A 26,997-nucleotide genomic window follows, 5' to 3' on the forward strand; every position below is an offset into this window, starting at 1 on the left:
GAAACGACTCCACGCCGATGATAGTGCGGATTACCCGTGTGAAAGTAGGTAATCGTCAGGCTCCCCAGCAGCAAACAGAAACCCCACCCCGCAAAGGTGGGGTTTCTGCGTTTACGCGTCCGGAAAACGCACAGGCGGCTACGCGTCGTCACCCACCGCGCCACCTTCATCAGAGCCAAAACGCATCGCTCACACTGACCGCATTCCGCCCCGATACGACACGTATCCTACGATGGTCGGACATTGCGCTATCATGTACGTATAACGCGAAAACACTGGCTTGCGCGAGGCACCGGCACCGGACCGTGCCGATAAGACCAGCCGGTCGGAATCGCTGCACTTTTCGGCATTATCTTTTCAATTGCAACCGTAACACTGGTTCAGCGCTATCTTCCGCACTGCGGAGCGCTTGGCTAGTTGCCTGTCGGCGCGGTGAGCATGATAGGAACTTTCATTGGGGACAGGTCGTTCTGCAAGCTCTGGGGCGGCCGAACCTGATCTGACCAACGAGCATTTCCGCAGATGTATCGACCTGTCGCCGCCGGCAACTGCGACGGCATTCATCCAACGCATTCGCCGTATATCGAGCAATCAATGCTCGACGGAAAGCTGCAAGATTCATATTAAGGACGGGTTACTCTATGGACGAAAGGAAGCGAGACAGCATGATTGCTTACCTCCGCCACCGCATGGAAGAGTTTGGCATTACCCCAGACATGCTTGCCTCAGCACTGGCAAGCGATGAATCGGAAAAGACAAACGCGCGCTATCGTGCGGTAACGGGCGAAACCTGGTCCGGCGAAGGGGAGATGCCGCAGTGGCTGAGACAGGCAATTAGTGCCGGGCAATCCATCGAACATTTCGCGCTGTCGCCCAAGACGGCCGAGAAGGCTCAAGGCAAGCGAGCCGTCGATTGGGAAAAAGACCCGTTTGCAGGAAGCCCACTTGCACGCTCTAGCGAGCGATAGGGACAGCGGACTACCGCTTAGCAGCAATCCACTACTGTCCCTGCACTCGTTACCGCAGGCGGCGTTGTGGCGCATTCCAATGCAAGCTCGCTGAAGATTGCCTGCATGACGCCCTCACGCTTCCATTTGAGCCATCTGGCGTAGCAAGTCTGCTGCGCGGGGAATGTCGACGGCAGGTGATGCCATTTTTCCCTGTTGACCACCACCCATAGAATCCCGTTGAGCAACTGGCGTGGGTCGGATCTCGGCCGGCCCGTTCGCGAGGAGGCGGGTTCAACGAGCAACCGTGAGACCCGCGACCAGTCTTCGTCGGAAAGTGGAATAGCTAGCACGTTGTAATCCTCTGTCTTCGGGGATCTTCTATATCTGTCACCGAATCATGACGCGATGACGTCGGACAAACGCCGACGGTCGGTCCTCCACGGGTTCACTTTGCATGTGCACCGGGATGGTGATTTCGGTAATTGCGCACTAAAAAGGAACGCAATTTTTCGACTCTCTCAGGTTCTTGGTAACTTTAAAAAACACCGATACCCGCTTTTCGTCGGACGAACTGGGTGATCGTTGCGCGTCATGGCGGCAGCGCACAAGAACCCCAGCGTCTAAGGCTCAGCAGCTCGATGCATGAAGCATAAGAAGTGATTCTAATATTTCTTTTCTATTCGAGTAAGAGCCATTTTTACCGGTTTATTTTGCGAAAACGTTTGCCTTTAAGACTCCGAATAGAAAAATAATTCCGATTCTGTCTTCTGGATAAGAGTTGAAGGAGCGTTTTTACAAGCAAATTAAAAATAACAATGAAGTGTTCGCGCTCATTGGGAGGCATCGACTGGCCTGAGGGGCCGATCAGCCCTCTTGACGGACCATTTGCAGGCGTCTTGGACGCATGAGATCGCGTGCGTTGTCTTTGCCGATGCGCCGGTAAAGACGTTATTCGGCAATGAATGAGGCAATAGCGGGTACACGGGAATGCGTCGAGGAATGCGTCGGATACGCACGCGTCTCAAGTACGCGATGGCAGCGGCGCCATTTTAAGGGGCGAAAAATCTATTAAGCGCAAACGCGCTTTCAATCCTTCCTGCGCTTGTGCCTTGTTAAGGGGCGTCGGCGAAACTCCTGGATCTGGCACCGGACAGCATCTGTTGTGATGCTCCGGCCGCCAGACGGGCTTCCTGAACGTCAGGCAGCGCGATCACGCCACCGCATGCCCTTGTTCGTAGAAGTCGTCGATCACGGTGATCGACCGATGCTCGAGCGAACTAATCGCCATCAGAGGGTCGATTTTGACGCGGGGAATAGTCAACTCGGGGCCTGCCGGTGCGCCTTTCGCGCTATCCCCGTCAATCCGCTCGATCACGGCGCGGCACACCCACTGAACGCCAAGTGCATCTGGCGTCACATCAACATTTACTCGAAAACCACGGTGTTCGACTGCCACAAAACTCTCCCGACACAACTACATGTAGATCGCTCGACGCACCACGCAGCGAGCACTGCAGAAATGCTATCACGGCGATTTATTTTCATCAGCGAGCCGGGCATGTCTTTCCATTTGCTTTCACGTAGCGACGAGCCGCGCATTATCCCGGGTTGTGCGCCTCTGCCGTTTGCGCGGATTGCGCAGGCATCAGGTACAACCACAGCGCGATGACGAGTCCAATCAGCAGTAGCGCGCACGCCATGGCAACCACACCGTGCCAGCCGCGCAGATTCCAGAACACACCGCCGAGCGAACCGACGATGCTCGATCCCATGTAGTAGGCAAACAGATAAAGCGACGATGCCTGGGCTTTGCTGACCTGCGCGCGTGCGCCGACCCAGGCGCTCGCGACCGAATGGGTGCCGAAGAAACCCATCGTCAATACAGCGACCCCGAAGACGATCAGCCAGAGCTGGTTCGACAGCGTCATGGCTGTTCCGGCCAGCATCAAGATGAACGTGGCAGGCAGCACGACCCGGCGGCCGAGCTTGCCCGAAAGACTGCCCGCGAGGGCCGAGCTGACGATACCGAACAGATACACCACGAAAATAAGGCCGATCGTGGTCTGGCTGAGCGAGAACGGCGCGGCGATCAGGCGGTAGCCGACGTAGTTGTACACAGTGACGAAGCTGCCCATCAGCAGGAAACCCTCGACGAACAGCAGCGCCAGCACGCCATCGCGCAGGTGGGTGCCGAATGCGCGCGTGAGCGGAGCGAGGCGCAACTCGCGCCGCACGAAGTGACGCGACGGCGGCAGAAAGCGCCACAGGACGGCAGCACTCACTATGCCGAGCATGCCGATGACGAAAACCGCGGAGCGCCACCCCCAAACGTCGGTGATCACGCCCGTCAACAGACGGCCCGCCATGCCACCGAGGCCAGTCCCGCCGACATATAGGCCCATCGCCTGGCTGAGCGAGCGCGGATGCATCTCTTCGCCGACATAGGCCATCGCAACCGCCGGCAGGCCGCTGAGCGCCACGCCCATCAGTGCGCGCATGACAAGCAGGGTCGACCAGTGGGGCACGGCGGCGCAAATGACAGTGAGGACCGCCGAGAGCAGCAGCGATGCGACCATGATCGGCTTGCGCCCCCAGGCCTCGGACAACCCGCCCGCCACGAGCATCGAGACCGCGAGCAGGCCCGTGGTCAGCGACAGCGCCAAGCTCGCGCCCGCAGCACTGACGCCGAAATCCGCAGAGAAAAGCGGCATCAGCGGCTGCACGCAGTAGAGCAGCGCAAAGGTCGCGAAGCCCGCGGCGAAGAGGGCGAAATTGGTTTGCCAGAATGCCGTTGTCCCGTGCTCGATTTTTCCTGCCGGCGCGCGAGGCGCCTCGTCCGCGGCGATGATGACGGCGTCCAATAAGTTGGCGTCGCGTTTCCCCATGATTCGATAACTCCATTACCAGTTTTATGTCTGACTGGACTCAATGATGAGATCGGGTCATGTCGAAGTCCAATATCGATTTGGCCGTAATTGATACATAATCGATATCATGGATCTGCGCCGCATTCGTTACTTCATTGTGTTGTCCGAGGAACTGCATTTCGGGCGGGCCGCGCAACGCCTGAACATCGCGCAGCCGCCGCTCAGCCAGCAGATCCGGGTGCTGGAGGAGGAACTGGGAGCGCGGCTCTTCGAGCGCAGCAACCGGCGGGTGGAATTGACGGCCGCCGGCAAGGCGCTGTTGCCTGAGGCCCGTGCGCTGTCGGCGCAGGCCGAGCGGACCGAGGAGGTGGCGCGGCGGGCCCAGCGCGGTGAGCTCGGCGAGCTTCGGGTCGGCTTCACCGGTTCGGCCGCGTTTAGCGCGGTCATTCCGCAGTTGATCTACGAGTATCGGCGCCGCTCGCCGGGGGTGTACTTACGGCTGGAGGAATTGACCACCCAGCAGCAGTTGACGGCGATGCTGGAGCGCCAGATGGAAGTGGCGTTCGTGCGCGGCGCTACGCGGCCCGAGTTACCGCCGGCGCTGCGGGCCACGCGCCTCTTCGAAGATGCGCTCGTGGCGGTGCTGCCTGCGCAGCATCCGCTGGCCTTGCAGGGTGGGGCACTTTCAGTGGCGGCGTTGAAGGACGAAGGATTCGTGATGTATCCACGCGAGAGTGGGACAGGCGTGTACGACCAGATCATCGCGCTTTGTCAGCAAGCGGGTTTTGCACCGCAGGTGGCTCAGGAAGCGCGCGAGTCGCCGACGATTGTGGGCCTGGTGGCAGCCGGACTCGGCGTCGCGATCGTGCCGGCGTCGCTCCAAAGCATCAACGTAAATGGCGTAGCGTACCGGCCGCTGCGCGAAAAAGCCGCGCGCTCCGCGATGTGGCTGGTGCTGCGCGCCGGTTCGTTGACGCCGCAGGAAGCGCTGATCGCTACGCTTGCTCGCGAGATTGGCGCGGGCACGCCTACTGAAAGTGACGGCTAAGCGCTCACGTACACCCAGGCTTGCGCGCCGGATTTGAGCGTCACACTGACGCGCTTATAGTCGGAAACTTCATACCTGTCCGCCGCTTCCAGTTCTTCAGGCGTGATTTCAAAGACCATTCCGGCAATTTCCTGACTCGGGTTGCTGCCGGGTTTGATGATCGGATGATGTGTCTTGCCACTGGTCGCAAGCACCTGTGGATCGACGATTTCCACCCATGTTTGCTCATATCCCAACATCGAGTCGGGACGTCCGTTCAATTCGCGGCCAAAGTTGGCGAGTTGCACGGCTTTGTCCTGCAACGTTCCGTATGAAAAAAGGAGTACGGGTGCTTGAGCCGATGTCGTCATGGAGTCCTCGGGTTGCACGCCGGCCATCTGCAGCCTGGCGCAATATCTAAGGGGAGAAAGCGTAGCGCGCCAGCGTGATTTTGTACAACGACGACCACGCCGGCGCGTCCCTTTACGACCCTGCGACCTTCAGCAAAACCGGATCGTTGCGATAGAGATCAGGAAACATGCGCTTCAGATCCGACACCTTCGGCAAGTCGTTAATCGCGATGTACGGAGCGTCCGGATGAAGCACGAGATAATTCTGGTGATAGTTTTCGGCCGGATAAAAGCCCTTGAACTCCTCCACGTGAGTGACAACCGGCTGGGAGAACACATGCGCTTTATCGAGTTGCGCGATATACGCCTGCGCGACGCTGCGCTGTTCCGCATTGACCGGGAACACTGCTGAACGGTACTGTGTGCCGTGATCCGGACCCTGGTAATTCAACTCGGTCGGGTTATGCGCCACCGAGAAGAAAATCTGCAGCAGCCTTCCATAGGTGATCTGCGTCGGGTCGTAAGTGATCTGCACGGATTCAGCGTGACCGGTGTCGCCTTCTTCTACGGTGTCATATTGCGCAGTGTTGGCCGCGCCGCCGGAATAACCGGCTGCGACCTGCTTCACCCCGCGCACATGTTCGAACACGCCCTGCACGCCCCAAAAACAGCCGCCGGCGAATACGGCGGTTTCGCTATGCGTCGCGGCGACTTTTTCGTCCTGGGCAGGCACGGGAATCTGGGTGGCCGCTTCGGCTGAGTTGGCAACGCGCTGCACCGCGATTACGCCAATTGCGAGCACCAGGGCGCCTGCCAGTTTGGCGAGGCCCGAACGCTTGCGCAAAGAAGACACCTTGGTAGAGATTGTGTTCACGATTGTCAGTCCCTTAAGTGATGGGTAGTTCAAACGTATCGAAGTTGCGCCCGGCTTCAGCCGAACGTGAATGAATAGGCTTCGACGCCCGGGTCCAGAAACTCGATCGAGAAGGTGTGATCCTTGACGTCACCGGATTGCCGCACCAGTTGATAGAGCCGTACGCCGGTCACTGTGCCCGTGCCGTCGGCGGCGACGTCGCTGCCGTGCGAGGCGCCGGGCGCGGCGCCGTCGATGCTGACGCGGAACCGCACAGGCTTGCCGTCCTGATTCGGGCCCAGCACCAGATGCAGGTCGCGTGCATGGAAGCGGTAGACGATGCCGCCGGACGCCGTCGTCAGCGTGGCGTGTTCGGCGCCGACTTTCCATTTGCCTGTCAGGCCCCAGTCGTTGAGCGCGGGCTGGACCGGAACGGCATAGGTGTGCGGCTTGTCTTCGGTCTCACCGCCGGGCGAGGCGAAGTTCTCGGCGCGCGCGTAGCCGATATAGGTTTCCGGAGACTGCATGTCGTTATTGTCGGCCGCCGCTTCCACGCCTTGGACGCTGGCGCTGGTCAATCCCGTCGGCATATTCGCCGCATTCGCGTGGCCCGCTTCGGTCAGCAGTTGCTGGATAACCTTCTCCGATTGCGCATAGTCACCTTCACCGAAATGGTGGTAGCGGATTCGTCCTTGTGCATCGACGAAGTAATGCGCTGGCCAGTACTGGTTGTTCAGCGAGCGCCAGATGGCGTAGTTGTTATCGATTGCCACCGGATAGTCGATGCCGAGGTCATGCGTGGCCTTCTTGACGTTGTCGATATTGCGTTCGAACGCGAATTCCGGCGCGTGCACGCCGATCACGACGAGTCCCTGATCCTTGTATTTGTCAGCCCACGCTTTTACGTAGGGCAGCGAACGCAGGCAGTTGATGCACGAGTAGGTCCAGAAGTCGATCAGCACCACCTTGCCGCGCAGGCTCTGCGCGGTCAGCGGCGGCGAGTTGAGCCACTGGACTGCGCCGTTCAGCGACGGTAACTCCCCTTCGACGGGCAACGGTGGCTGGTTATCCGCGGTGCCTTGAGACGCACGCATCATGCCGCTGGACGCCGCGGCCATCATTGCGCCGCCAGCGCTCGTATCGGACGCGGACATGACGACGTTCGAGGCGGCGGTGGGATTAGCGGCTGCCATCATCGCGCCGCTTGCGTCTGCCGTGGCCGCCGCATTACCACCAACGGTGCTGGATGACGAACCGCTGCCAGCAGGCGTCGCGCCAGGCGACAACCGGTCAACCAGCTTCTGCTCGATGCCACCCGTTGCCACCGTGGAGACGCGCGCCAGGACACCCGTGTCTAAACCGAACGAAATCGCGACCACGCCAGCCAGCATTGCTGCGCCGATCCCACGGCGAATCCATTCTCCCGCGCCGAGCGAGCGTTTCATTGCCGTGAACACCCGGCCGCCGATCAGCAGCGCCACTGCGAGCGAGGTTGCCGCGCCGGCCGCATAGGCGGCCAGCAGCAGCGTCGTGCCGACACTCGCGCCGCGCAGCGCGGCACCCGTGAGCACCAGACCGAGAATCGGGCCGGCGCAGGGCGCCCACAGCAGACCCGTGGCGATGCCCAGCAGGAACGACGACCCCGCGCGAACCTGCTGACCGTCGGCCTGAGCAAAGTTCGACAGACGATTCCCGGCGCTCACCAGCGGACGCATCAGATGGTCGGCAAAGCGCGGAAACAGGAGAGTCAGGCCGAATACGGCAAGCAGCGCGATGGCGAGCCAGCGGCCGTACTGGTTGGCCTGAGTGACCCAGCCGCCGCCGACGGCAGCGAGCGTCGCCACCAAAGCGAACGTCAGCGCCATGCCTGCGAGCAGCGGCAGACCGCTGCGTACGAAAGGCTGATCGGCGCGCGCAAAGACGAACGGCAGCACCGGCAGAATGCACGGGCTGAGGATCGTCAGGGCGCCGCCGAGGTAGGCAAGAACGATGAGTAGCATGGCTGTTCCTGGGTGTAGATAAGCTTATGTCGGATCGGCTGGGGTCAGGTGGCAGCGGGCGTAAAGTTCATCGCCAGACCGTTCATGCAATAGCGCAGGCCGGTCGGCTTCGGGCCGTCCTCGAAAACGTGGCCGAGATGGCCGCCGCAGCGCCGGCAATGCACCTCCGTGCGCGACATGCCGAACGAACTGTCGTCGCGGGTCGCCACCGCGTGGTCAAGCGGCGCCCAGAAGCTCGGCCAACCGGTGTGGCTATCGAACTTCGTACGCGACGAAAACAGATTGAGCTGGCATCCAGCGCAAGAGAAGATCCCACTGCGATGTTCGTCGTTCAGCGGACTCGTGTAGGGGCGCTCCGTGCCTTCCTCGCGCAGAACCGTGTACTGTGCCGGGGTCAGCAGCTGATGCCATTGCGCGTCGGTGCGGGTGAATTCGAAACTGGCAGCCGGCTTGCCTGCATTCGCTTGCGCCACGGCCAGCTTGGGCCAGCGGCTGACGGCGGCCAGCGCCGCCACGGCCGCGCCGCCTGCGAACAGAAAGCTTCTTCGACTTTGCATGATGCGCTCCTAGGGTGCCAATTTGCGGATAGTGGCCACATCCTAGGCCGCGGGCGGTGTCGAAGTCCTCACGAAAAGTTAAATTAAATGTGATAACTCGCGGCCCGGAAATTTTGCACAATGGCGAAACGGCGGCTTTCCGTTTCCGGCGCGAGTGCCCGCGAGCCGCCCTTTTCACGCTAACCAGGATCTGACTGGCGTCCAAAGCCCCCATGGATCATCCGAAACGCGTACTGATCGTCGAAGACGATGTCGACATTGCGAACGTTCTCAGCCTGCACTTGCGGGACGAACGTTATGAAGTCGTGCACAGTGCCGACGGCAACGAGGGCCTGCGCCTGCTGGAGCAAGGCAACTGGGACGCCTTGATCCTCGATCTGATGCTGCCGGGTGTCGACGGTCTGGAGATCTGCCGCCGCGCCCGCGCGATGACGCGTTACACGCCGATCATCATCACCAGCGCGCGTTCGAGCGAAGTGCACCGGATTCTTGGCCTGGAACTGGGGGCTGACGACTACCTCGCCAAGCCGTTCTCGGTGCTCGAACTGGTTGCGCGAGTGAAAGCACTGCTGCGGCGCGTCGATGCGATGGCGAAAGACTCGCGCATCGACGCCGGCACCCTGCAGATCGTCGGGCTGACCATCGACCCGCTCACGCGCGAGGCGGCCGTCGAGGGGCGCCGCATCGAGCTGACGCCACGCGAATTCGATCTGCTGTATTTCTTCGCGCAGCACCCCGGCAAGGTGTATTCGCGTATGGATCTGCTCAACGCCGTTTGGGGGTATCAGCACGAGGGCTACGAACACACCGTCAATACGCACATCAACCGGCTGCGCGCGAAGATCGAAGCCGATCCGGCGCAGCCCACGCGCATCCTGACCGTCTGGGGACACGGCTACAAGCTGGCGGTGCCCTCTGACGGTCACACACCGCAGGACACTGCGCGCAAGGATGCGCCGTGAACCTGACGCTGACCCAGCGACTGCTGATCGTATTTTCGCTGCTGCTGCTCGCCTGCTGCGGCGCCTCGGCGTGGCTGCAGATCCGCTCCAGCGATCTGCATGAAATGGAAGTCGTGCAGGGCTTGTCGCGCGACCTCGCGGGGCACATTGCCCGCAGCACACCGTTGATGGACGCGAATGGCCTGCGACCCGACGCCGTGCGGCAATTGTTCGGCCAGTTGATGGCGGTTAATCCGAGCGTCGAGGTCTATCTGCTCGACAACGAGGGGCGCATCAAGGGCGACGACGCGCCAGTTGGAAGGGTGAAGCGCGAGCAGGTGGACCTCGCGCCGATTCGCCAGTTTATCGCCGGTGGCACGCTGCCGATTCTCGGCGACGATCCGCGCAGCATGGACGGGCGCAAGGTGTTCAGCGCGGCGCCGTTGCAAATGCCCGGCCAGGCGCCGTCGGGCTACATCTATGTGGTGCTGCTCGGCGAGGCCCACGACGCGCTGGCGGCGCGCGTGGCCGCCAGTTCCGTATTGCGCACCACGCTGTGGTCGATGGCGCTGGTGGCATTGCTGGGGCTGGTTGCCGGCTTGATGGCATTCGGCCTGATCACGCGGCCGCTGCGCCGCCTGACCGTCGCAATGCGCCGTTTCGACGCCGACGGCGAGCCGGATACGCAGCCCCACGTGCCGCGCTCCTCTTCAGCGGGGCAGCGCGACGAGATTGCCGTGCTCGAGGCCACTTTCGCGCAGATGGCCAATCGTATCGGCGACCAGTGGCGGGCACTGCGGCGGCAGGATCAGCAGCGGCGCGAACTGATCGCCAATATCTCGCACGACCTGCGCACGCCGCTGACTTCGTTGCATGGCTACCTCGAAACGCTGTCGTTGAAGGCGGACACGCTTAGTGAAGTGGAGCGCAAACGCTATCTGGGGATCGCGCTGGCGCAAAGCGTCAAGGTGGGACGGCTGGCGCAAGCGCTATTCGAGCTGGCAAGACTCGAGCACGGCAACGTGCAACCGGCACTGGAGGATTTCTCGCTGGTGGATCTGGTGCAGGACGTGTTCCAGAAATTCGAATTGCCGGCCGAGGCGCGCCACATCCAGCTTCGCGCGGGGATTCCGCTACGTTTGCCGACGGTGTGCGCCGATCTCGGGATGATCGAGCGTGTGCTGACCAATCTGCTCGACAACGCGATTCGCCACACGCCCGCGGAAGGCGCGATCGACGTCGATCTCGCTTACCGCGACGGCAAGGTGCAGGTAACGGTCAGCGACACCGGTCCGGGCATTCCGGCGGATCTGCGTGACGGGCTATTCGAGCGGCCGTTCAGTTCCGGCGGAGCGCATCGCGGCGGCGGCTTCGGGTTGCTGATTGTGCAACGGATGCTGCAGTTGCATCACAGCCGGATTCGTCTGGTTGAGCATGCGGGAGCGGGGACGACGTTCTCCTTCGAACTGCCGACGACGAGCACCACGGTCCATGCTGCTGCCTAGCGAGCACGATTGATCGAAGTCCGCGATCACGTTCCCGATGCGCTGAAAACGTGGCTAGCGGGTTTGCCGTCTGGCAACCCGCCAAACAAGTGCGCTTTCAATGCACTTCGACCGGTACCCTTCGAGCAAGGGCGCACATCAACTCGTAACCTATCGTCCCCGACGCGTGCGCCACATCGTCGATCTTGACCTGATCGCCCCACAGCTCCACCTGCGAACCGACCTGCGCCTTGGGGCAGCGTGTGAGATCGACGGTCAGCATGTCCATCGACACGCGGCCCACCACGCGCGTCAGCGTGCCGTCCACGGCGATGGGCGTGCCGGTCGGCGCATGCCGCGGGTAGCCGTCCGCATAACCGCATGCCACCACGCCGATCCGCATTGGTTCGTTGGCTGCAAAGTTTCGGCCATAGCCGACCGTCTCCTGCAGTGACAGGGTCTGGGTGCCGATGATCTGGCTCGTCAGGCTCATCGACGCGCGTAGCGGGATATCGGCGACATGCCGCGACAAGCCCGACGGCGAACCGCCGTATAGAACGATACCCGGCCTGACCCAGTTCCGATGGGTGCGCGGATGCCACAGCACCGCCGCAGAGTTGGCGAGACTGCGCTCGCCGGGAATATCGCTGGTGGCGGCGTCGAACCGATCCACCTGCCAGTCGACGTCGCCGTCGTCGGCGCTCGCAAAGTGGCTCATCAACGTGATCTCTCCGACTGACGCGATTAACCGCGCCCGTTCCCACGCGGCGCGAAACACATCCGGCCGGAAACCGAGCCGGTTCATGCCGGAGTTCATCTTCAGATTGATGTGGATGGGCCGTTTCACCTTCGACGCGCCCAGCAGGTCGAGCTGTTCCGTGCAATGCACCGCGACGGTCAGGCCGAATTCGTCGGCAATCGCGACGTCGGCTGGCGTGAAGATTCCTTCGAGCAGCAGAACCGGCTTTTTCCACCCCAGTTCGCGCACGCGCACCGCCTCGTCGAGATCGAGCAGCGCAATGCCGTCGGCATTGGCGAGGGCCGGATAGATGCGCTCGATCCCATGCCCGTAGGCGTTGGCTTTAACGACGGCCCACACGCGCGAGTCAGGCGTCCTGTGCTGGACCAGTTCAAGATTGTGTCGGACGGCATCCGGGTGAATGCGGGCAACAATCGGGCGGGGCATCGATGTCCTCGTCGGAAGAAGGGTAGGGAATTAGCGTTGGCTTTCGTGCTCAAACCAGTTTCGAACACTAGGATAAAGCGACGATTTCAGGTTTTGTTACTGTATTTTTGTCGAATTTCAGTATAAAGACACTGCTGTCGCGAGGACCGTTTATGGGTCGCGCAAGGACCCGTTAAATTCACCCGTGTACTGCACGAGGACACGTTCTGTCCCGGCCGCACGGTAACATCCATGATCCATGACGTAGGCGGCGCCTCTCGTCATTCATAGCATTCGTAGAATGGGGACCCCATGATCAGATTCCTGCACACCGCAGACTGGCAGATCGGCACGCAATTCGGCCAGTTCGACGCCGAGGAAGCTGCGCATCTCGCCGAAGCGCGTTTCGAAACGGTGCGCCTGATTGCCAGTGAGGCCGCCACGCGCCGCGTCGATGCAGTGCTGGTGGCCGGCGACGTATTCGATCAGCAGACCGTCTCCGACACGGTCATCCGCCGCCTGTTCGGCGCGCTCGCGGGCTTTACCGGCCCGTGGATCATGCTGCCCGGCAACCACGACGCCGCCTTGGTCGAAAGTGTCTGGACGCGTGCACAGCGCCTGAACTGCATACCGGCTAACGTGCGAGTCGTGCTGACGCCCGGCGTGGTTTTGCTCGACGAACTCAAATGCGCGTTCCTGTGCGCACCGCTCACGCAGCGCATTACCTACGACGACACCACTGCTTTTTTCGATCAGGCAGAGAGCCCACTGGAGTATTTTCGCGTCGGACTCGCACACGGCAGCGTGAGCGGCATCCTGCAGGAGGGGATCGATTCGAGCAATCCAATCGCACCGACACGGGCCGCTACCGCGCGCCTCGACTATCTCGCGCTGGGCGACTGGCATGGTCACTTCCAGGTGAATGAGCGCACGTGGTACGCGGGTACGCACGAGCAGGACCGCTTCCGCGCCAACGATCCGGGTTTCATGCTCGACATCACGCTGCAGGAGCCGGGCGCGATTCCTTCAGTGCAGGCTGTGCCGGTGAGCAAGTATCGGTGGCTGCGCTGGGAAGAAGAGATCGTGGTGCCGAGCGACGTCGATGCGTTAAAGGTGCGTTTGCAAGCCCTCGACGCGGGTGACGTGCTCAAGCTCGACATTCGCGGCACGACCGATCTCGCCTCCGCCGAGGCCGTGCGTCTCGCAGTCGACGAAACCCGTGCGCGGGTGCGTGCGTTGCGTGTCGAGATGACCGAGCTGCAGGTGCAGCCTACCGCGGACGATCTTGCCGCTCTCGGGGCGCAAAGCGGCTACCTCGGCACGGTGGTCGCGCGTCTGCGCGATCTGCAGGAGGACCCGCAGCAGGCGACGCTCGCAGCGCAAGCGCTGCTTTTGCTCGCCCAGTTTCAGCGTGAAGCGAGGGCTGCATGAAGCTAGAAAGTATTGCGATTCAGGAATTCAAGCAATTCAACGGACGTTTGTTTATCGGCGACTTGCAGCCGGGGCTGAACCTCTTCACCGGCCCGAACGAGGCCGGCAAGAGCACGATTGCGGAAGCAGTACGCGCGGTGTTTCTGGAACGCTACAAGGCGTCCCATCTGAAAGACCTGTTGCCGTGGGGCAAGGCGAGCGGGCAGCCTTCTGTGGAAGTGACTTTTAATCTCGAAGGTGTGGCCTGCACGCTGGCCAAGCAGTTCGTGACTCGGCAACGCTGCGATCTGCGGATCGGTCAGCAGGTCTTCGGCGAGGACGAGGCTGAGGATCGGCTTGCTACGTTGCTTGGTTTTTCGCGCGCCATGCGCGGCGCGATGAAGGCCGACCAGGCTGGCGTGCCGGGGCTGCTGTGGGTGCAGCAAGGTGAGACTCAGGACGTGCGTGACGCGAGCGGCCACGCAGCGCTGTATTTGCGTGACGCGCTGACGCAGCTTTCGGGCAGCACCGGCTCGGCCGGCGAAGACGTATTGATCGGCGCGGTGCAACGTGAGCTGCGGCAACTGCTTACCGCACGCACGCAACGCTCGACGGGGCCGCTTGCCGAAGCTGAGCAGGCACTGGCTGCGCTCGCCGTCGAGCGCGATACCCTCGAAGCGCAGCGCCGCCAGTTCGACGAGAACCTCACGCGTCTTGCCACGCAGCAGGAAGCGTTCGAGGACGCGCAACGCAAACGGCCATGGGAAGCGCACGAGCAAAAGGCGCTGCAGGCGCAAGCGCGCGCTGCGGCGGTTGCCGAACTCGAGCGCAGTGTGCAGGGGCTGGCGCAAACGCTGCAACTTCACGAGGCGGAACTGACGCTCTCGTTGCAGCAGGAACAAAACGCATCGGACCAGGAAGCGGCGCTCGCGAACGAGCGGCAGCAGCTCGAACTCGCAAAGGCGGCGCTGCTTACCGCCGAGGCTGAACACGCTCAGGCAAACGCGGGCTTAGCGCGCTGCCAGCAGATCAACGACGCCGCGAACCGCGCGCTCGAACTCGCGAATGCCGCCGTGATGGCGCAGGAACTGAATAATCAGATCACACTGTATCGCGACGAAATCGCGCGGCTCGAAACATCGATCGCCGCTGCAGAGGCGGCACAGGCCGCTGTGCTCGACGCCACGCGCAGCGCAGCCTCGCTCGAAATCGACGTTGTCCAACTGCAGCGGTTGCAACTGCTCGAGTCACGTACGAGCGTCTTGAGAGCGCGCAAGGAAGCTGCGATGACGCGCATCGACTACCGGCTGAGCGGCGGCGCTATTGTCGTGGGCGGCGAAACGCTCACCGGTGAAGGCGTATTGCGGCTCGACGATGAGCAGACCATCGAGCTGCCGGGTCTGGGTGAACTGCGCATCGTGCCCGGCGTCTCCGACCTCGCGGCGCTACGTACCGAACTATCCGATGCTGAGGCGCAACAGGCAGAACTCCTGCGAGCACTGGGGGCGGCATCGCTCGGCGATGCCCAGGCGCGCCATGAGCAATGGAAGGAGCAGGTCGCGCAACTGCAGAGCCAGAAAAAAATTCTCGCGGTGCATGCGCCCAAGGGCATTGAGCTATTGCGAACGGAGTTAGCGAGCGCGCTGGCGCGTCGGCAAACGGCTGACCAGCGTCTCGCCGCGTTGCCGGATGTTTCAGCAGCACCGGCCGTTGACGACGCGCGCCGAGCCGCCGACGAAGCAAAGCAGGCACTCGAATCTGCGACACGAATGCTGGCCCAAACCGGCGAGCGTCGCTCAAATGCGCTGGCGACGAGCGGGTCGCTCGCAGAGCAGGTACAGCGCAAAGAGGCCCAGTTGCAGGATGCGGCGTTCCGCGAACGACGCGCGCAGTGGCAGTCAAAAATCGTCGAACAGCGCGCCCACATGGCCACGTTGACGAAGCAGCGCGACGAGCGCAGTCAGCAACTCGGCGCCGCGCGCAGCGACGACCCGGCTGAAGAGGCGAAGCGTTACCGCGTATCGGCGGATCTTGCGCGCGCCGAGCAGCACGAGAGGCAAGTGCGAATCGCCGAGTTGCGCAGCCAGCTCGAAACGATGGGCGCCTCGGGACTCGGCGAGCGGCTCGCCGCCGTGCGCGCCTCGCTCGAACAGATGGAACGGCGCAAGAACGAGCTGAGCTTGCGAGCTGGCGCGCTGAGCCTGCTCGACAAGGTGCTGGTCGAAGAGCGCGACGCAGCGGTCGCACAACTGCGCGCGCCGCTAACTGAACGCTTGGGCCATTACCTGAAGCGGATTTTCCCGCAGTCGGCGCTCGAACTCGGCGACGACCTGAGCCCGGTGGCATTGCAGCGCGAAGGCCGTATCGATACGCTCGATGCCCTCAGTTTCGGCACGCGCGAACAGATGGGGATTCTCACGCGCCTCGCCTACGCCGATCTGCTGAAGGCCTCGGGCCGTCCGACCTTGCTGATGCTCGACGATGCCGCGGTCCATACGGACGCCACGCGCCGTGATGCCCTCAAGCGTGCCTTACTCGATGCGGCGACTCGCCACCAGATCCTGCTGTTTACCTGTCATCCGGAACTCTGGGACGACCTGGGCGTCAAGCAGCGCGCCATTGACGATCTGAGGGCGGCCGCATGAGTTCGATTCCCGCAGGACTGATGCTCGTTCACGGCAATCAGCCGGAGCGCTTGCGCGACCTGATGGTCCAATGGATTAGCCAACATCCGCTGGGGCCGCTGGAAAAAGAGGTCATCCTCGTCCAGAGCAACGGTATTGCCCAATGGCTTAAGCTCGCGCTCGCCGCGGATCCGGAAGACGGCGGTTGCGGCATTTCCGCTGCGCTCGACATGTCGCTGCCGGCGAGCTTTTTGTGGCAGGTGTATCGCGCGGTGCTCGGCGATAGCGCGGTGCCGGCTATTTCGCCATTCGACAAAACGCGCCTCGTGTGGCGCCTGACGCGTTTGCTGCCGGAGTTGCTCGAGTTGCCGGGCTACGCGCCGCTCAAGCGCTTCATGGCCCACGACGGCGATCAGCGCAAACGCTTCCAGCTTGCGCAGCGCGTGGCGGACCTCTTCGACCAGTATCAGGTGTACCGTGCGGATTGGCTCGCGGCGTGGGCCGCGGGTGAGGACGTGCAAATCGATGCACGCAACAAGCGCACGCCGCTGCCCGACGAATACCGCTGGCAGGCAGCGCTGTGGCGTGCCTTGCTGAAAGATGTCGAGGCGCACGCTCCGGAAGGTGTGGACATGTCGACGGCCGGGCGCGCCGCTGTGCATGACGAGTTCATGCGCCGCGCCGCGGTGTTGCCTGAACACGAAAGGCCGCCAGGTTTGCCGCGCCGGGTCATCATCTTCGGCATTTCGAGCTTGCCGCGCCAGGCGGTGGAAGTGCTTGCCGCGCTCTCGCGCTGGACCCAGGTGCTGATGTGCGTGCATAACCCCTGCGCGCACTACTGGGCCGACATCGTCGCCGATCAGGATCTGTTACGTGCGCAACGTTCGCGCCAGCAGCGCCGTCACGGCGCGCCAGCCACCATCGACGAGGCCCAGTTGCACCTGCACGCGCAGCCGTTGCTGGCGGCGTGGGGCAAGCAGGGACGCGACTTTATCGGCCTGCTCGACGAGTACGACAGCGCCGAAGCGCGGGAACGCTACACGGCGCAGTTCACCGGCATTGGGCAACGTATCGATCTGTTCGAAAGCGACGACGCGTTGACGATGCTGCAGCAACTCCAGGACGACATCCGCGATCTGCGGCCGCTACGTGAAACGCGCGAGCTTTGGCCCGAGGTGGATGCGAGCGCGGACCACTCGATCCGCTTTCATGTCGCGCATAGCCCGCAGCGTGAAGTCGAGATTCTGCACGATCAGTTACTGGCTGCGTTTGCCGCCGATCCAACGCTGCGTCCGCGCGATGTGATCGTGATGGTGCCGGATATCGAGGTCTATACGCCGCATATCCAGGCCGTGTTCGGTCTGCTCGATGTTGACGATCCGCGCCATATTCCGTTCAGCGTCGCGGATCGCGGCCAACGCGATTTCGATCCGCTGATCGGCGCACTCGAAACTTTGCTCGCCCTGCCGCAATCGCGCCTGACCGTGAGCGACGTGCTCGACCTGCTCGAAGTGCCCGCCTTGCGCGCGCGTTTTGGCATCAGCACGGACGATCTTCCGAAACTGCGTAGCTGGATCAGTGGCGCCAACATTCGCTGGGGACTGCACGCCGAACAGCGCGCGAGTCTCGGCTTGCCGCAAGCTGGCGGCGAAAGCGCACCCAATAGCTGGGCCTTTGGCCTGCGCCGCATGCTGCTCGGCTATGCGGCCGGCGACAAGGCCGGTGCCTGGAACGACATCGAACCCTACGCGGAAATCGGCGGCCTCGATGCGGCCTTGCTCGGCCCGCTGACGCGTCTCGTGGATGCCCTCGACGAGACCTGGCAGACCTTACGCAAACCGGCCACGGTCGAAGCATGGTGCGAGCGTCTGCGCTCGCTCAAGAGCACCTTCTTCGCGGCTGACGACAGCGAAGACGCCTACACGCTGGAACGGCTCGACGCTGCGCTCGAAGCCTGGCGCGATGCCTGCGACGAGGCGGCGCTCACGGGAGAGTTGCCGCTTTCGATTGTCGGCGACTACTGGCTTTCGCAGTTCGAAGGCGGCGGCCTGACCCAGCGGTTTTTCGCGGGCGCGGTCACGTTTGCGACGCTGATGCCGATGCGCGCGATTCCGTTTCGCATCGTCTGCCTGCTCGGCATGAACGACGGCGACTATCCGCGCAACCGCATGCCGCTCGATTTCGATCTGATGCGGCGCGACTACCGTCCTGGCGACCGCTCGCGTCGCGAGGACGACCGCTATCTGTTCCTGGAGGCGCTGCTGTCGGCGCGCGAGCACCTACATGTGTCGTGGGTGGGGCGGAGCGTCAACGACAACACGCCGCGGCCGCCGTCTGTGCTGGTTGGTCAGTTGCGCGACCATCTGAAGGGAGGCTGGCGTCTCGAAGGCGCGACGGACGTTGAGCCGGATGCGTTGCTGGATGCATTGACGGTCGATCACCGGCTGCAACCGTTTAGCGCCGATTATTTTCCGGCGCGCTTGGGTGCGTCGAAGCTGTTCACCTACGCGCGTGAATGGAACCAGCCGGCGTCTTCGGCGCTGTCTGGCGCGAGCGTCGACATGTTGGAAAGTAGTAACGACGCCCCGCTGCAACCAATCGAGCGTGACGAGCCTCTGTCGGTGCGTGAACTGGCGGACTTTCTGAAGGATCCGGTCAAGAGCTTCTTCCGCCAACGCCTGCGGGTTGCCTTCGAAACCGAGGACGCCTCGAGCGAGAATCACGAGCCGTTCGAAGTGGACCAGCTCGAAGCGTGGCAATTGCAAAACGAACTGATTCGCGCCCAGGCTGCCGCGCTCGAGCGCGGCGACGAGGATCTGCTGCCGGCCGCGCTCGACCGCCTCGAGCGCATGCATCGTAGCGGCGATCTGGCGGCAGGTGGGTTCGGCGAGGTCATCGCCGACGACTTGATGGAGCCGATGGCCGATCTGTTCGAGCGTTTCCGCGCTGAGTTGCAGCGCTGGCCGGAGCGCCTCGACGAGCAATTCGAACTGCGCGTCGAGGGTGGAGCAGGTACGGGGGCGCTGAGCATCGAAGACTGGATCGGCGAGTTGCGTACCGGTCCCGACGAAAGCCGCGGCCGGGTCTTTCTCGACCCCGGCACGCTGATCAAGGACCGCAAGTATCGTGGTGACCGCCTCATTGCCTACTGGGTCGCGCATCTCGCTGCACAGTTGGCTGCCGGCGCGGTTACGACGGTGATCGTCAGCAAGGTGGGGAGCGTCGAATTCGCGCCGCTCGCGACGGGGGATGCGCGCGCCCATCTGCTGACCTTGCTGCGTGCATGGGACGAAGGCACTCGCCGGCCGTTGCCGTTGGCCGTCAAAACTGCGTTTGCCTGGCTCAGGAAACGGCCTGGCGCGCTCGACTTCATGCACGCCAGGGACTTTGCCGGCGAAGCAGGCGAAAGCGCAGAAATCGCAGCGGCGCTCGTTGAAGCTCGCGACGCGGCTCGCGTCACTTACGAAGGCGCGGGGCGCCAGCAGGGCGAGCGCGAGACCAACGCCTACTTGTATCGTGCGTATCCGGATTTCAGCGCACTTGCCGCAACGGGCGAATTCGAACGGCTTGCCGTCGCGCTGCTGTTGCCTTTGCACCGCGCGATTCCAGCCTCATCATCGAAATCGAAGAGCACGACGACTCAAACGGGAGACGCTCAATGAACGCCACCCTGACACCGCCGCTCGCCGGATCTGCCGAGGTGCTGCGTCCGCTTGATTTTCCGCTACTGGGCAGCAGCCTCATCGAAGCCAGCGCGGGTACTGGCAAGACCTTCACGATCGCAATGCTGTACGTGCGGCTCGTGCTCGGCCATCGCGGGCCGGACAGCGAGGCGCGACCGCTGACGCCGCCGGAAATCCTCGTCGTCACGTTCACGGATGCCGCCACCAAGGAGCTGCGTGAGCGCATCCGCGCCCGCCTGATCGAAGCGGCTGAGTATTTCCGTTTCGATCCGGGCGAAGTCGAGCCACGTGCCGAGGGCGAAGACCTGTTGCACGATCTGCGCGACGCCTATCCGGAAGAGCAGTGGGCCGCCTGCGCCCGTCGCCTGCAACTCGCTGCGGAATGGATGGACGAGGCCGCGGTCTCGACGATCCACGGCTGGTGCAACCGCATGCTGAGCGAGCATGCGTTCGATAGCGACAGCCTGTTTTCGCAGACGCTCGAAACCGACCAGAGCGAGTTGCGCGCGGAAGTCGTACGCGATTACTGGCGTACCTTCCTCGCGCCGCTCGACGCGCAGTCTGCAGCCGAGGTCCGGCAATGGTTCGCGAGCCCAACTGCTTTGCAGGCGGAAATTCGCGGTCTGCTTGGCCACGCCGATCTGTTGCCGGACGCGCCGCCTCCGCTCGAAGCGCTACAGGACGCACGCGAAAAGCAGCGCGAGCATCTCGACCGGCTGAAGGCAAACTGGCCCGCATGGGCCGATGAGATTCAGGCGTTATTCGACGATGCGCGCGCGAAGAAGCAGTTCAAGGCCACCAGCCTGAACGCGCCGAACTGCAAGAAGTGGATCGACAAGCTGCGCGATTGGGCCAATGACCCCGAGATGCTGCGGCCCGATTTCGACGCCTCCGCAGCGGTGTGGACGCGCTTTACACCGGCGGGTCTCGCCGAAATCTGGCTCATAGGCGAGCGGCCCGCGCACCCTGCGTTCGTTGCGATGGAGACGCTGTGCGATTCACTCGACGCACATCCCACGGCATACCACGCGCTGCTGTGTCACTCAACGCGTTGGGTCGCGCAGCGTTTCGCGGAGGAAGAGGCGCTTCGCTCGCAGATGGGTTTCGACGATCTGCTCACGCGCCTGAACGATGCGTTGCATAAGCCGAACGGTGCGCATCTGGCCGAGATCATCCGTCAGCAATACCCGGTTGCGTTGATCGACGAGTTTCAGGACACCGACCCGGTGCAGTACCGGATCTTCGATGCCGTTTATCGCATCGCGGACAACGACCCGGGCACCGCGATCATTTTGATCGGCGATCCTAAGCAGGCGATCTACGCCTTCCGGGGCGCGGATATCTATACGTATCTGGAAGCGCGGCGTGCCTGTGCCGGGCGGTTGTTTACGCTGAAGAAGAACTTCCGTTCGACGCTCGATATGGTTGCGGCGGTCAATCGCTGCTTCGACGCGGCCGAAGAGCGGCGCGATGGCGAGGGCGCCTTCCTGTTTCGCAGTACCGAGGGTGGCGATAACCCACTGCCGTTCATTGCGGCCGAGGCGCATGGCCGCAAAGACCGACTGCAAGTCAACGGTGATGACGTGCCCGCGCTGAGCGCATGGTGGCTGCCGCCGCCGGAGGACGGCAAGCCGCTCAGCAAGGAAGCATACCTGCGCAGCATGGCCGCCAGTTGTGCGACTGAGATGGTGCGGCTCCTCAACCTGGGCCAGGAAGGCGACGCAGGCTTTAGCGGCGTGCACGGCACGAGGCGGCTGCAGCCCGCCGATATGGCAGTGCTGGTCAACAACGGCACGGAAGCGCGTGCAATCCGCACGGCGCTCGCCGAACGCGGCGTGCGCAGCGTCTATCTGTCCGATCGGGATTCGGTGTTCCAGACCGAGCAGGCGGCGGAATTGCGGCATTGGCTGGCGGCATGCGCGGACCCGGATGACGGACGTCTGGTGCGCACGGCGCTCGCGACGGTGGCGCTCGGACTCGACTGGGCCGCGCTCGATACATTCAACCGCGACGAACTCAAGTGGGAAGCGTGCGTGCTGCAGTTCCGCGGCTACCGCGACTGCTGGCGCAAGAAGGGCGTGCTGCCGATGCTGCGCCGTCTGCTCAACGACTTCCACGTGCCGCAGCGTTTGCTTGGCCAGACCGCCGGCGCGGCGGTGAACGGCGAGCGCGTGCTGACCAATCTGTTGCATCTGGCCGAGTTGCTCCAGCAGGCGAGTTCACAACTCGACGGCGAGCATGCGCTGATTCGCTACCTCGACGAACAGCGTCAGGACGAGGGCGCTGGTGCGGGCGGCGATGCACGGCAACTCAGGCTCGAAAGCGACGCGGGGCTCGTGCAGGTCGTCACGGTCCACAAGTCGAAGGGGCTGGAGTATCCGTTGGTGTTTCTGCCGTTTGCATGCACCTACCGCCCGGCCAAGGCCGACGACATGCCGCTCAAATGGCATGACGAGGAAGGCCAACTGCATATCACGCTGGGCGACGCGGACGTGCTGCCGCGAGCAGATCGCGAGCGGCTCGGCGAAGACCTGCGCAAACTGTATGTGGCACTGACGCGGGCGCAATACGCGACGTGGGTGGGGATTGCGCCGATCCAGAGCGTCGAGCTGAGTGCGTTCGGTTATCTGCTCAACGGTGGCAGGCCGATTGCCGCCGCAGAGCTTGGCCATTTGCTGGAGCGGCTAAAGGGCGTGTGCGCGGAAATCAGCGTCGCTGAGGCGCCGCCCGCGAGCCATGAGCCGTTCGTGCCGCTTGGTGCGCAACAGGTTCGCGGGGAAGCTCGCCGGCTGCTGCGGCGCGTGCGTGAGCATTGGTGGATCGCCAGCTATTCGAGCCTGCGCAAGGACAATGGTGTGATCGGCGGCACGATGGCCCACTCTGTCACCGCGCCGGTGGTCGACGTGCAAACAGACGAGTCGCGCGTTGCCCCGGAGACCCGCAGCGAGGACGTGTTTCACGAATTGCTGGAGGCCGAGGCGCTAGATGATTCAGAAGCCACGGAACTGGCACCCGCGTTGGCGCAGGCGGTTGGCTCAGCTTCGGCGGCGCTCGCCTTGCAAGCGGATCAGACCTTGCACGGCTTTCAGCGCGGCGCGGACGCCGGCAGTTTCCTGCACGACCTGATGGAATGGGCGGCCAACGAAGGCTTTGCGAAACTCGCTGCCAATGAGCAACTGGTGCGCGATACGGTCGCACGCCGCTGCAACCTGCGTGGCTGGGCACGCTGGATCGAACCGCTGACGGACTGGCTGCTGTATTTGCTGCGCACGCCGCTCGCGCTACCTTCAGTGGAAGGAGAGGCGGTGCCGCCCGTCGTGCTGGCAGACCTGACTTCATACATGGCGGAAATGGAGTTCTGGCTCGCCGCGCATACGGTCGATACACAGGTGCTCGATCAACTCGTGTGCGACCTGACGCTCGATGGCGCGCCGCGGCCCGCGCTCGAACCTGCCCGCCTGAACGGCACGCTCAAGGGCTTTATCGATCTGGTGTTCGAGCACGATGGCCGCTATTACGTGGCGGATTACAAGTCGAACTGGCTCGGTCCTGACGATGCGGCGTACACGCCGGCAAAGATGCGTGCGCAGATCCTGCATTCACGTTACGAACTGCAGTACGTGCTGTATCTGTTCGCGCTGCACCGGCTGTTGAAAGTGCGTCTGCCCGATTACGACTACGACCGTCATGTGGGCGGCGCGGTCTACCTGTTTCTGCGCGGCGGCCGCGCGCCCGGCCAGGGCTTGCATATCGAGCGGCCGCCGCGTGACTTGATCGAAGAACTGGATGCGCTGTTTGCGCGTCGCTCAGACGGCGAAGATGCCGCCGAGTATGCGTTGAAGGAAGCTGAATGACGACCCGCTCCACCGACACCCTCGCCGTCATCGACGCCAAGGGCGACACTCCGCGCATGCTCGGCGTGCTCGACCAGTGGGTCGAGCGCGGCTGGTTGCGTTCGCTCGATGCCGGCTTTGCGCGTTTCCTTTGGACCGAGGAACCGCACGCGCCGCCGCTACTGGTGCTTGCCGCTGCGCTTGCGAGCCATCAGTTGGGGCGCGGCCATGTGTGCCTCGACCTGCAGGCGACGCTCGACGATCCCACCTTCGCGCTTTCATTGCCACCCGATGGACCGCAGGCGTTAGTGACGGCGGAACCGCCGCAGTCGCCCGCCGAGGTGCTGACCGGCGTCAATCTCGCGCGCTGGCTGGCGGCGCTAGATCAGCCTGCGCTGGTGGGTACGCAGACGGGCAACACGCCGCTTGTGCTAGTCGGCACGCGGCTGTATTTGCGTCGTTATTGGCAATACGAGCAGGACGTGCGTGCCGGCATCGAGCGGCGGCTTGCTGCGTCCGCGCAGATGGAAGTCTCGCTGCAGGCCGATTCCGCGCGCACCGCACTCGACGCTTTGTTTCCTCCGCGCGCTGCGAATGCGACCGGTGCCGATTGGCAAAAGCTCGCCTGTGCGCTCGCCGCGCGCAGTGCGTTCAGCATCATTACGGGTGGTCCGGGCACCGGCAAGACGACGACGGTTGTGAGGCTGCTGGCTTTGCTACAGACGTTGGCACTCGGTGGCACGGCAGCGAATCCGCTGCGGCCCGCACGGCCCTTGCGGATCCGTCTCGCGGCGCCGACCGGCAAGGCCGCCGCGCGCCTGAACGAGTCGATCGCTGGGGCGGTGGCGCAACTGCCGATCGATGCTCTGCCGAACGGCGTTGTGGTGCGCGAGGCGATTCCAACCGTCGTGGCCACACTGCATCGGGTGTTGGGCACGCGTCCGGACAGCCGACGATTCCGTCACGATGCGGGCAATCCGTTGCCGGTAGACGTACTGGTGATCGATGAGGCGTCGATGGTCGATCTGGAAATGATGGCGGCCGTGCTCGATGCGCTACCCGCATCCGCGCGGCTGATTCTGCTCGGCGACAAGGATCAGTTGGCGTCGGTCGAAGCCGGGGCCGTGCTGGGTGAACTGTGTCAGCGCGCGGGCGAGGGGCATTACACGCCTGCCACGCGCGACTGGCTGCTGGCGGCGACCGGCGAGCGCATCGACGCGGCCATGCTCGACGAAACAGGCACGGCGCTCGATCAGTCGATTGCGATGCTAAGGCAAAGCCATCGGTTTTCGGCGGAGAGCGGCATCGGCCAGCTCGCTGCACTCGTCAATGCAGGCGACGCGGCGGGCGTCGCAAAGGTCTGGACGCACGGGCATGCGGATCTCGCCCTGCTGGTCTGTTCCGCGCACGACGATGCGGCGTTCAGAGCATTGGTGATCGACGGATACGGTGGGGCGGCGGCGTCGCCGCAACTGTTCGGCGCCAACGGCGAACCGGGCCGCCCGCGCCACGGCTACCGGCATTACCTTGAGATTATGCGCAGTGGGCAGCCTGCTTCTCACGCCGAACCCGCAGCCTTTGACGCATGGGCGGGGCGGGTGCTGAAAGCGCATGGCGAGTTCCAGCTTCTGTGCGCGCTGCGCCGCGGCCCGTGGGGTGTCGAAGGGCTCAACAAGCGCGTCGCGCGGCTATTGCAGGAAGACGGCTTGATTGCTGCACGCGGCGAATGGTATCCGGGCCGCCCCGTGCTCGTGGCCCGCAACGACTATGAACTGGGGCTGATGAACGGCGACATCGGCATCACGCTCGAGCTTCCGGGCGCGACGCAGGAGAGCTCGGTGCTAAGGGTGGCGTTTCCTGCGGGCGACGGTGCGGGCGGCATCAAGTGGGTCTTGCCAAGCCGTTTGCAGGCAGTGGAAACGGTGCTCGCGTTGACCGTGCACAAGTCGCAGGGCTCGGAGTTCATGCATGCGGCGCTGGTGCTGCCCGATACGTTCAGCCCGATTTTGACGCGCGAGCTGGTGTACACCGGGATCACCCGGGCGCGCGCGTTTCTGACGTTGGCGATTCCGGAAGGCAAGCCCGTGCTCGATCTGGCGGTGTGTGCGAAGGTGCAAAGGGCGAGCGGGCTGATGGCGGGGTTCGGGGCGGAGGCGGGGTGAAGCGATTTCAATCAGGGTGTGCGCTGGCCAACCGTCTTCGGTTCAACAGGCTACAATAATTTCGCTTCGCTGTTGCGTAGCCTGGCAAGTCGGCCGCCTTGGCCGCTGCCGCCAAGCTCGCGCAACACATGACCCAGGGCGGTCAGTAGAGAGTTCCACTCCCCGTACGATGCCCTGCCACTACAAGAGGCGAGTATGAGAATCGCGGTACTCGATGACGATCCCGCTCAAACCGCTTTCGTGCATGAAACGATGTCGGCGGCCGGCCACGTTTGCCATACGTTCTCCGAGGGGCGTGCGCTGGTTCAGCAGTTGCATCGCCAGACCTTCGATCTCCTGATTCTCGATTGGCTCGTGCCGGATCTCTCCGGCGAAGAAGTCCTGCGATGGGTTCGCTCAACGCTGTCCGAGCGCGTACCGGTGATCTTCATGACGTCGCGCGGCGGGGAAAGCGACATCGTGTCGATGTTGAACGCAGGCGCGGATGACTACGTCGTCAAGCCGGTCGCCGCGAGCGTGCTGCTTGCACGTGTCGGTTCACTACTGCGGCGTACTTATCAGATCAACTCCGCAGCGGTCAAAGCAACGTTTGGCGATTTCGAATTCGATGCGAACGCTAAACAGGTGCGCGTGAAACAGCAATTAGTGAGTCTCACGCAGAAGGAATTCGAGCTGGCGCTCTTGCTGTTCCAGCATCTGAACCGCCCATTGTCACGGGCGCATATCGTTGACATGGTCTGGAAGCAGACCGTCGACATTCCGACGCGCACCATGGATACCCATGTTTCCATGCTGCGTTCGAAGCTCGGTCTGCGCCCGGAAAACGGCTACCGTCTCACGCCGATCTACGGTTATGGATACCGGCTCGAACAGATTGGCGATGAGGTGGTCGAGACTCGCGAATAGCGCATGGACGTGGGTTCTCAAGGATCCACGCAGGTCCATTCTGCAGATCTAACAAGATTTGACTTTCTTGGAGTAGCGCTTAAGTTAAGCTAAGGCTACGCTGAAGAAGCCGCCGTTTCGCCGACGGTTTGCTGCTGAACTGCGGAATGCGAGATCAGCGACGCGACTGGTTCCGTTTCGTGGCC

General features: G+C 63.0%; 18 protein-coding genes. 10 read left to right on the forward strand and 8 right to left on the reverse strand.

Translation table 11 applies throughout. The annotated features are described in order from the left end of the window. Positions 1–641 precede the first annotated feature (641 nt). Positions 642–968, forward strand: coding sequence for an H-NS family nucleoid-associated regulatory protein (locus P3T40_RS43065; RefSeq protein ID WP_429273764.1), 327 nt, complete (start codon positions 642–644; stop codon positions 966–968). Positions 969–985: 17 nt separating this feature from the next. Here P3T40_RS43065 and P3T40_RS43070 read toward each other — a convergent pair whose 3' ends face one another. The 3 genes from P3T40_RS43070 to P3T40_RS43080 form a co-directional block, all read right to left on the reverse strand. Further along, entirely contained in the window at positions 986–1,300 is a 315-nt protein-coding gene (locus tag P3T40_RS43070) for a transposase (RefSeq protein WP_429273765.1), read from the reverse strand. Between the two features lie 860 nt (positions 1,301–2,160). Further along, positions 2,161–2,406, reverse strand: coding sequence for a hypothetical protein (locus tag P3T40_RS43075; protein WP_429273766.1), 246 nt, complete (start codon positions 2,404–2,406; stop codon positions 2,161–2,163). A 142-nt stretch (positions 2,407–2,548) separates the two neighbouring features. Then, positions 2,549–3,835, reverse strand: coding sequence for an MFS transporter (locus P3T40_RS43080; RefSeq protein ID WP_429273767.1), 1,287 nt, complete (start codon positions 3,833–3,835; stop codon positions 2,549–2,551). A 109-nt stretch (positions 3,836–3,944) separates the two neighbouring features. On the opposite strand from P3T40_RS43080, the gene P3T40_RS43085 reads away from it, so the two are divergent. After that, positions 3,945–4,865, forward strand: a complete 921-nt coding sequence (locus P3T40_RS43085; RefSeq protein WP_429273768.1) for a LysR substrate-binding domain-containing protein — start codon at positions 3,945–3,947, stop codon at positions 4,863–4,865. On the opposite strand, the gene P3T40_RS43090 is transcribed toward P3T40_RS43085, so the two are convergent. The 4 genes from P3T40_RS43090 to msrB form a co-directional block, all read right to left on the reverse strand. Then, positions 4,862–5,215: a gamma-glutamylcyclotransferase family protein gene (locus P3T40_RS43090; RefSeq protein ID WP_429273769.1), complete on the reverse strand. Its 354-nt coding sequence runs from the start codon at positions 5,213–5,215 to the stop codon at positions 4,862–4,864. The two genes, P3T40_RS43085 and P3T40_RS43090, sit on opposite strands and share 4 nt — an antisense overlap. Positions 5,216–5,327: 112 nt before the next feature. After that, the gene (msrA, locus tag P3T40_RS43095; RefSeq protein ID WP_429273770.1) at positions 5,328–6,068 is read right to left on the reverse strand and encodes a peptide-methionine (S)-S-oxide reductase MsrA; all 741 of its coding nucleotides are present in this window, start codon (positions 6,066–6,068) and stop codon (positions 5,328–5,330) included. Between the two features lie 56 nt (positions 6,069–6,124). Continuing rightward, positions 6,125–8,047 (reverse strand): cytochrome c biogenesis protein DipZ, encoded by a 1,923-nt coding sequence (locus P3T40_RS43100; RefSeq protein ID WP_429273771.1) that lies wholly within the window; start codon positions 8,045–8,047, stop codon positions 6,125–6,127. Positions 8,048–8,091: 44 nt separating this feature from the next. Then, a complete protein-coding gene (gene msrB, locus P3T40_RS43105) occupies positions 8,092–8,604 on the reverse strand; it encodes a peptide-methionine (R)-S-oxide reductase MsrB (RefSeq protein WP_429273772.1) in 513 nt (170 codons plus the stop codon). Between the two features lie 212 nt (positions 8,605–8,816). Between msrB and P3T40_RS43110 the strand changes: the two genes are divergently transcribed. Both P3T40_RS43110 and P3T40_RS43115 read left to right on the forward strand, forming a co-directional pair. Next, the gene (locus P3T40_RS43110; protein WP_429273773.1) at positions 8,817–9,566 is read left to right on the forward strand and encodes a response regulator transcription factor; all 750 of its coding nucleotides are present in this window, start codon (positions 8,817–8,819) and stop codon (positions 9,564–9,566) included. Beyond that, a complete protein-coding gene (locus P3T40_RS43115) occupies positions 9,563–11,050 on the forward strand; it encodes a HAMP domain-containing sensor histidine kinase (protein ID WP_429273774.1) in 1,488 nt (495 codons plus the stop codon). The genes P3T40_RS43110 and P3T40_RS43115 overlap by 4 nt, the downstream gene beginning before the upstream one ends. 97 nt (positions 11,051–11,147) lie before the next feature. On the opposite strand, the gene alr is transcribed toward P3T40_RS43115, so the two are convergent. Next, positions 11,148–12,215 (reverse strand): alanine racemase, encoded by a 1,068-nt coding sequence (gene alr, locus P3T40_RS43120; protein ID WP_429273775.1) that lies wholly within the window; start codon positions 12,213–12,215, stop codon positions 11,148–11,150. Between the two features lie 291 nt (positions 12,216–12,506). Between alr and P3T40_RS43125 the strand changes: the two genes are divergently transcribed. The 6 genes from P3T40_RS43125 to P3T40_RS43150 all read left to right on the forward strand — a co-directional run bounded on the left by P3T40_RS43125 (position 12,507) and on the right by P3T40_RS43150 (position 26,812). After that, positions 12,507–13,625 (forward strand): metallophosphoesterase family protein, encoded by a 1,119-nt coding sequence (locus P3T40_RS43125; protein WP_429273776.1) that lies wholly within the window; start codon positions 12,507–12,509, stop codon positions 13,623–13,625. Next, positions 13,622–16,249 (forward strand): AAA family ATPase, encoded by a 2,628-nt coding sequence (locus P3T40_RS43130; protein ID WP_429273777.1) that lies wholly within the window; start codon positions 13,622–13,624, stop codon positions 16,247–16,249. The genes P3T40_RS43125 and P3T40_RS43130 overlap by 4 nt, the downstream gene beginning before the upstream one ends. Continuing rightward, complete coding sequence (gene recC / locus P3T40_RS43135) at positions 16,246–19,890, forward strand: exodeoxyribonuclease V subunit gamma (protein WP_429273778.1); 3,645 nt, start codon at positions 16,246–16,248, stop codon at positions 19,888–19,890. The genes P3T40_RS43130 and recC overlap by 4 nt, the downstream gene beginning before the upstream one ends. Next, positions 19,887–23,765: an exodeoxyribonuclease V subunit beta gene (recB, locus tag P3T40_RS43140; protein ID WP_429273779.1), complete on the forward strand. Its 3,879-nt coding sequence runs from the start codon at positions 19,887–19,889 to the stop codon at positions 23,763–23,765. The genes recC and recB overlap by 4 nt, the downstream gene beginning before the upstream one ends. Then, positions 23,762–25,906 carry an exodeoxyribonuclease V subunit alpha gene (gene recD / locus P3T40_RS43145; protein ID WP_429273780.1) on the forward strand — a complete coding sequence of 715 codons (2,145 nt, stop codon included), beginning with the start codon at positions 23,762–23,764 and terminating at the stop codon, positions 25,904–25,906. The genes recB and recD overlap by 4 nt, the downstream gene beginning before the upstream one ends. A gap of 195 nt (positions 25,907–26,101) precedes the next feature. Next, complete coding sequence (locus tag P3T40_RS43150; protein WP_429273781.1) at positions 26,102–26,812, forward strand: response regulator transcription factor; 711 nt, start codon at positions 26,102–26,104, stop codon at positions 26,810–26,812. The last annotated feature ends 185 nt before the right edge of the window (positions 26,813–26,997 follow it).

Origin of the sequence: Paraburkholderia sp. EB58 (genome assembly GCF_050436665.1) — a bacterium.
Lineage (GTDB): Bacteria > Pseudomonadota > Gammaproteobacteria > Burkholderiales > Burkholderiaceae > Paraburkholderia.

Excerpts from the sequence above, each read along its gene's own strand:
- P3T40_RS43125 (WP_429273776.1), top strand. The coding sequence starts at position 12,507 with ATGATCAGATTCCTGCACACCGCAGACTGGCAGATCGGCACGCAATTC.
- P3T40_RS43130 (WP_429273777.1), top strand. The coding sequence starts at position 13,622 with ATGAAGCTAGAAAGTATTGCGATTCAGGAATTCAAGCAATTCAACGGA.
- recD (WP_429273780.1), top strand. The coding sequence starts at position 23,762 with ATGACGACCCGCTCCACCGACACCCTCGCCGTCATCGACGCCAAGGGC.
- P3T40_RS43100 (WP_429273771.1), bottom strand. The coding sequence starts at position 8,047 with ATGCTACTCATCGTTCTTGCCTACCTCGGCGGCGCCCTGACGATCCTC.
- P3T40_RS43080 (WP_429273767.1), bottom strand. The coding sequence starts at position 3,835 with ATGGGGAAACGCGACGCCAACTTATTGGACGCCGTCATCATCGCCGCG.
- msrB (WP_429273772.1), bottom strand. The coding sequence starts at position 8,604 with ATGCAAAGTCGAAGAAGCTTTCTGTTCGCAGGCGGCGCGGCCGTGGCG.
- recC (WP_429273778.1), top strand. The coding sequence starts at position 16,246 with ATGAGTTCGATTCCCGCAGGACTGATGCTCGTTCACGGCAATCAGCCG.
- P3T40_RS43065 (WP_429273764.1), top strand. The coding sequence starts at position 642 with ATGGACGAAAGGAAGCGAGACAGCATGATTGCTTACCTCCGCCACCGC.
- P3T40_RS43090 (WP_429273769.1), bottom strand. The coding sequence starts at position 5,215 with ATGACGACATCGGCTCAAGCACCCGTACTCCTTTTTTCATACGGAACG.
- P3T40_RS43085 (WP_429273768.1), top strand. The coding sequence starts at position 3,945 with ATGGATCTGCGCCGCATTCGTTACTTCATTGTGTTGTCCGAGGAACTG.
- P3T40_RS43110 (WP_429273773.1), top strand. The coding sequence starts at position 8,817 with ATGGATCATCCGAAACGCGTACTGATCGTCGAAGACGATGTCGACATT.
- recB (WP_429273779.1), top strand. The coding sequence starts at position 19,887 with ATGAACGCCACCCTGACACCGCCGCTCGCCGGATCTGCCGAGGTGCTG.
- alr (WP_429273775.1), bottom strand. The coding sequence starts at position 12,215 with ATGCCCCGCCCGATTGTTGCCCGCATTCACCCGGATGCCGTCCGACAC.
- P3T40_RS43150 (WP_429273781.1), top strand. The coding sequence starts at position 26,102 with ATGAGAATCGCGGTACTCGATGACGATCCCGCTCAAACCGCTTTCGTG.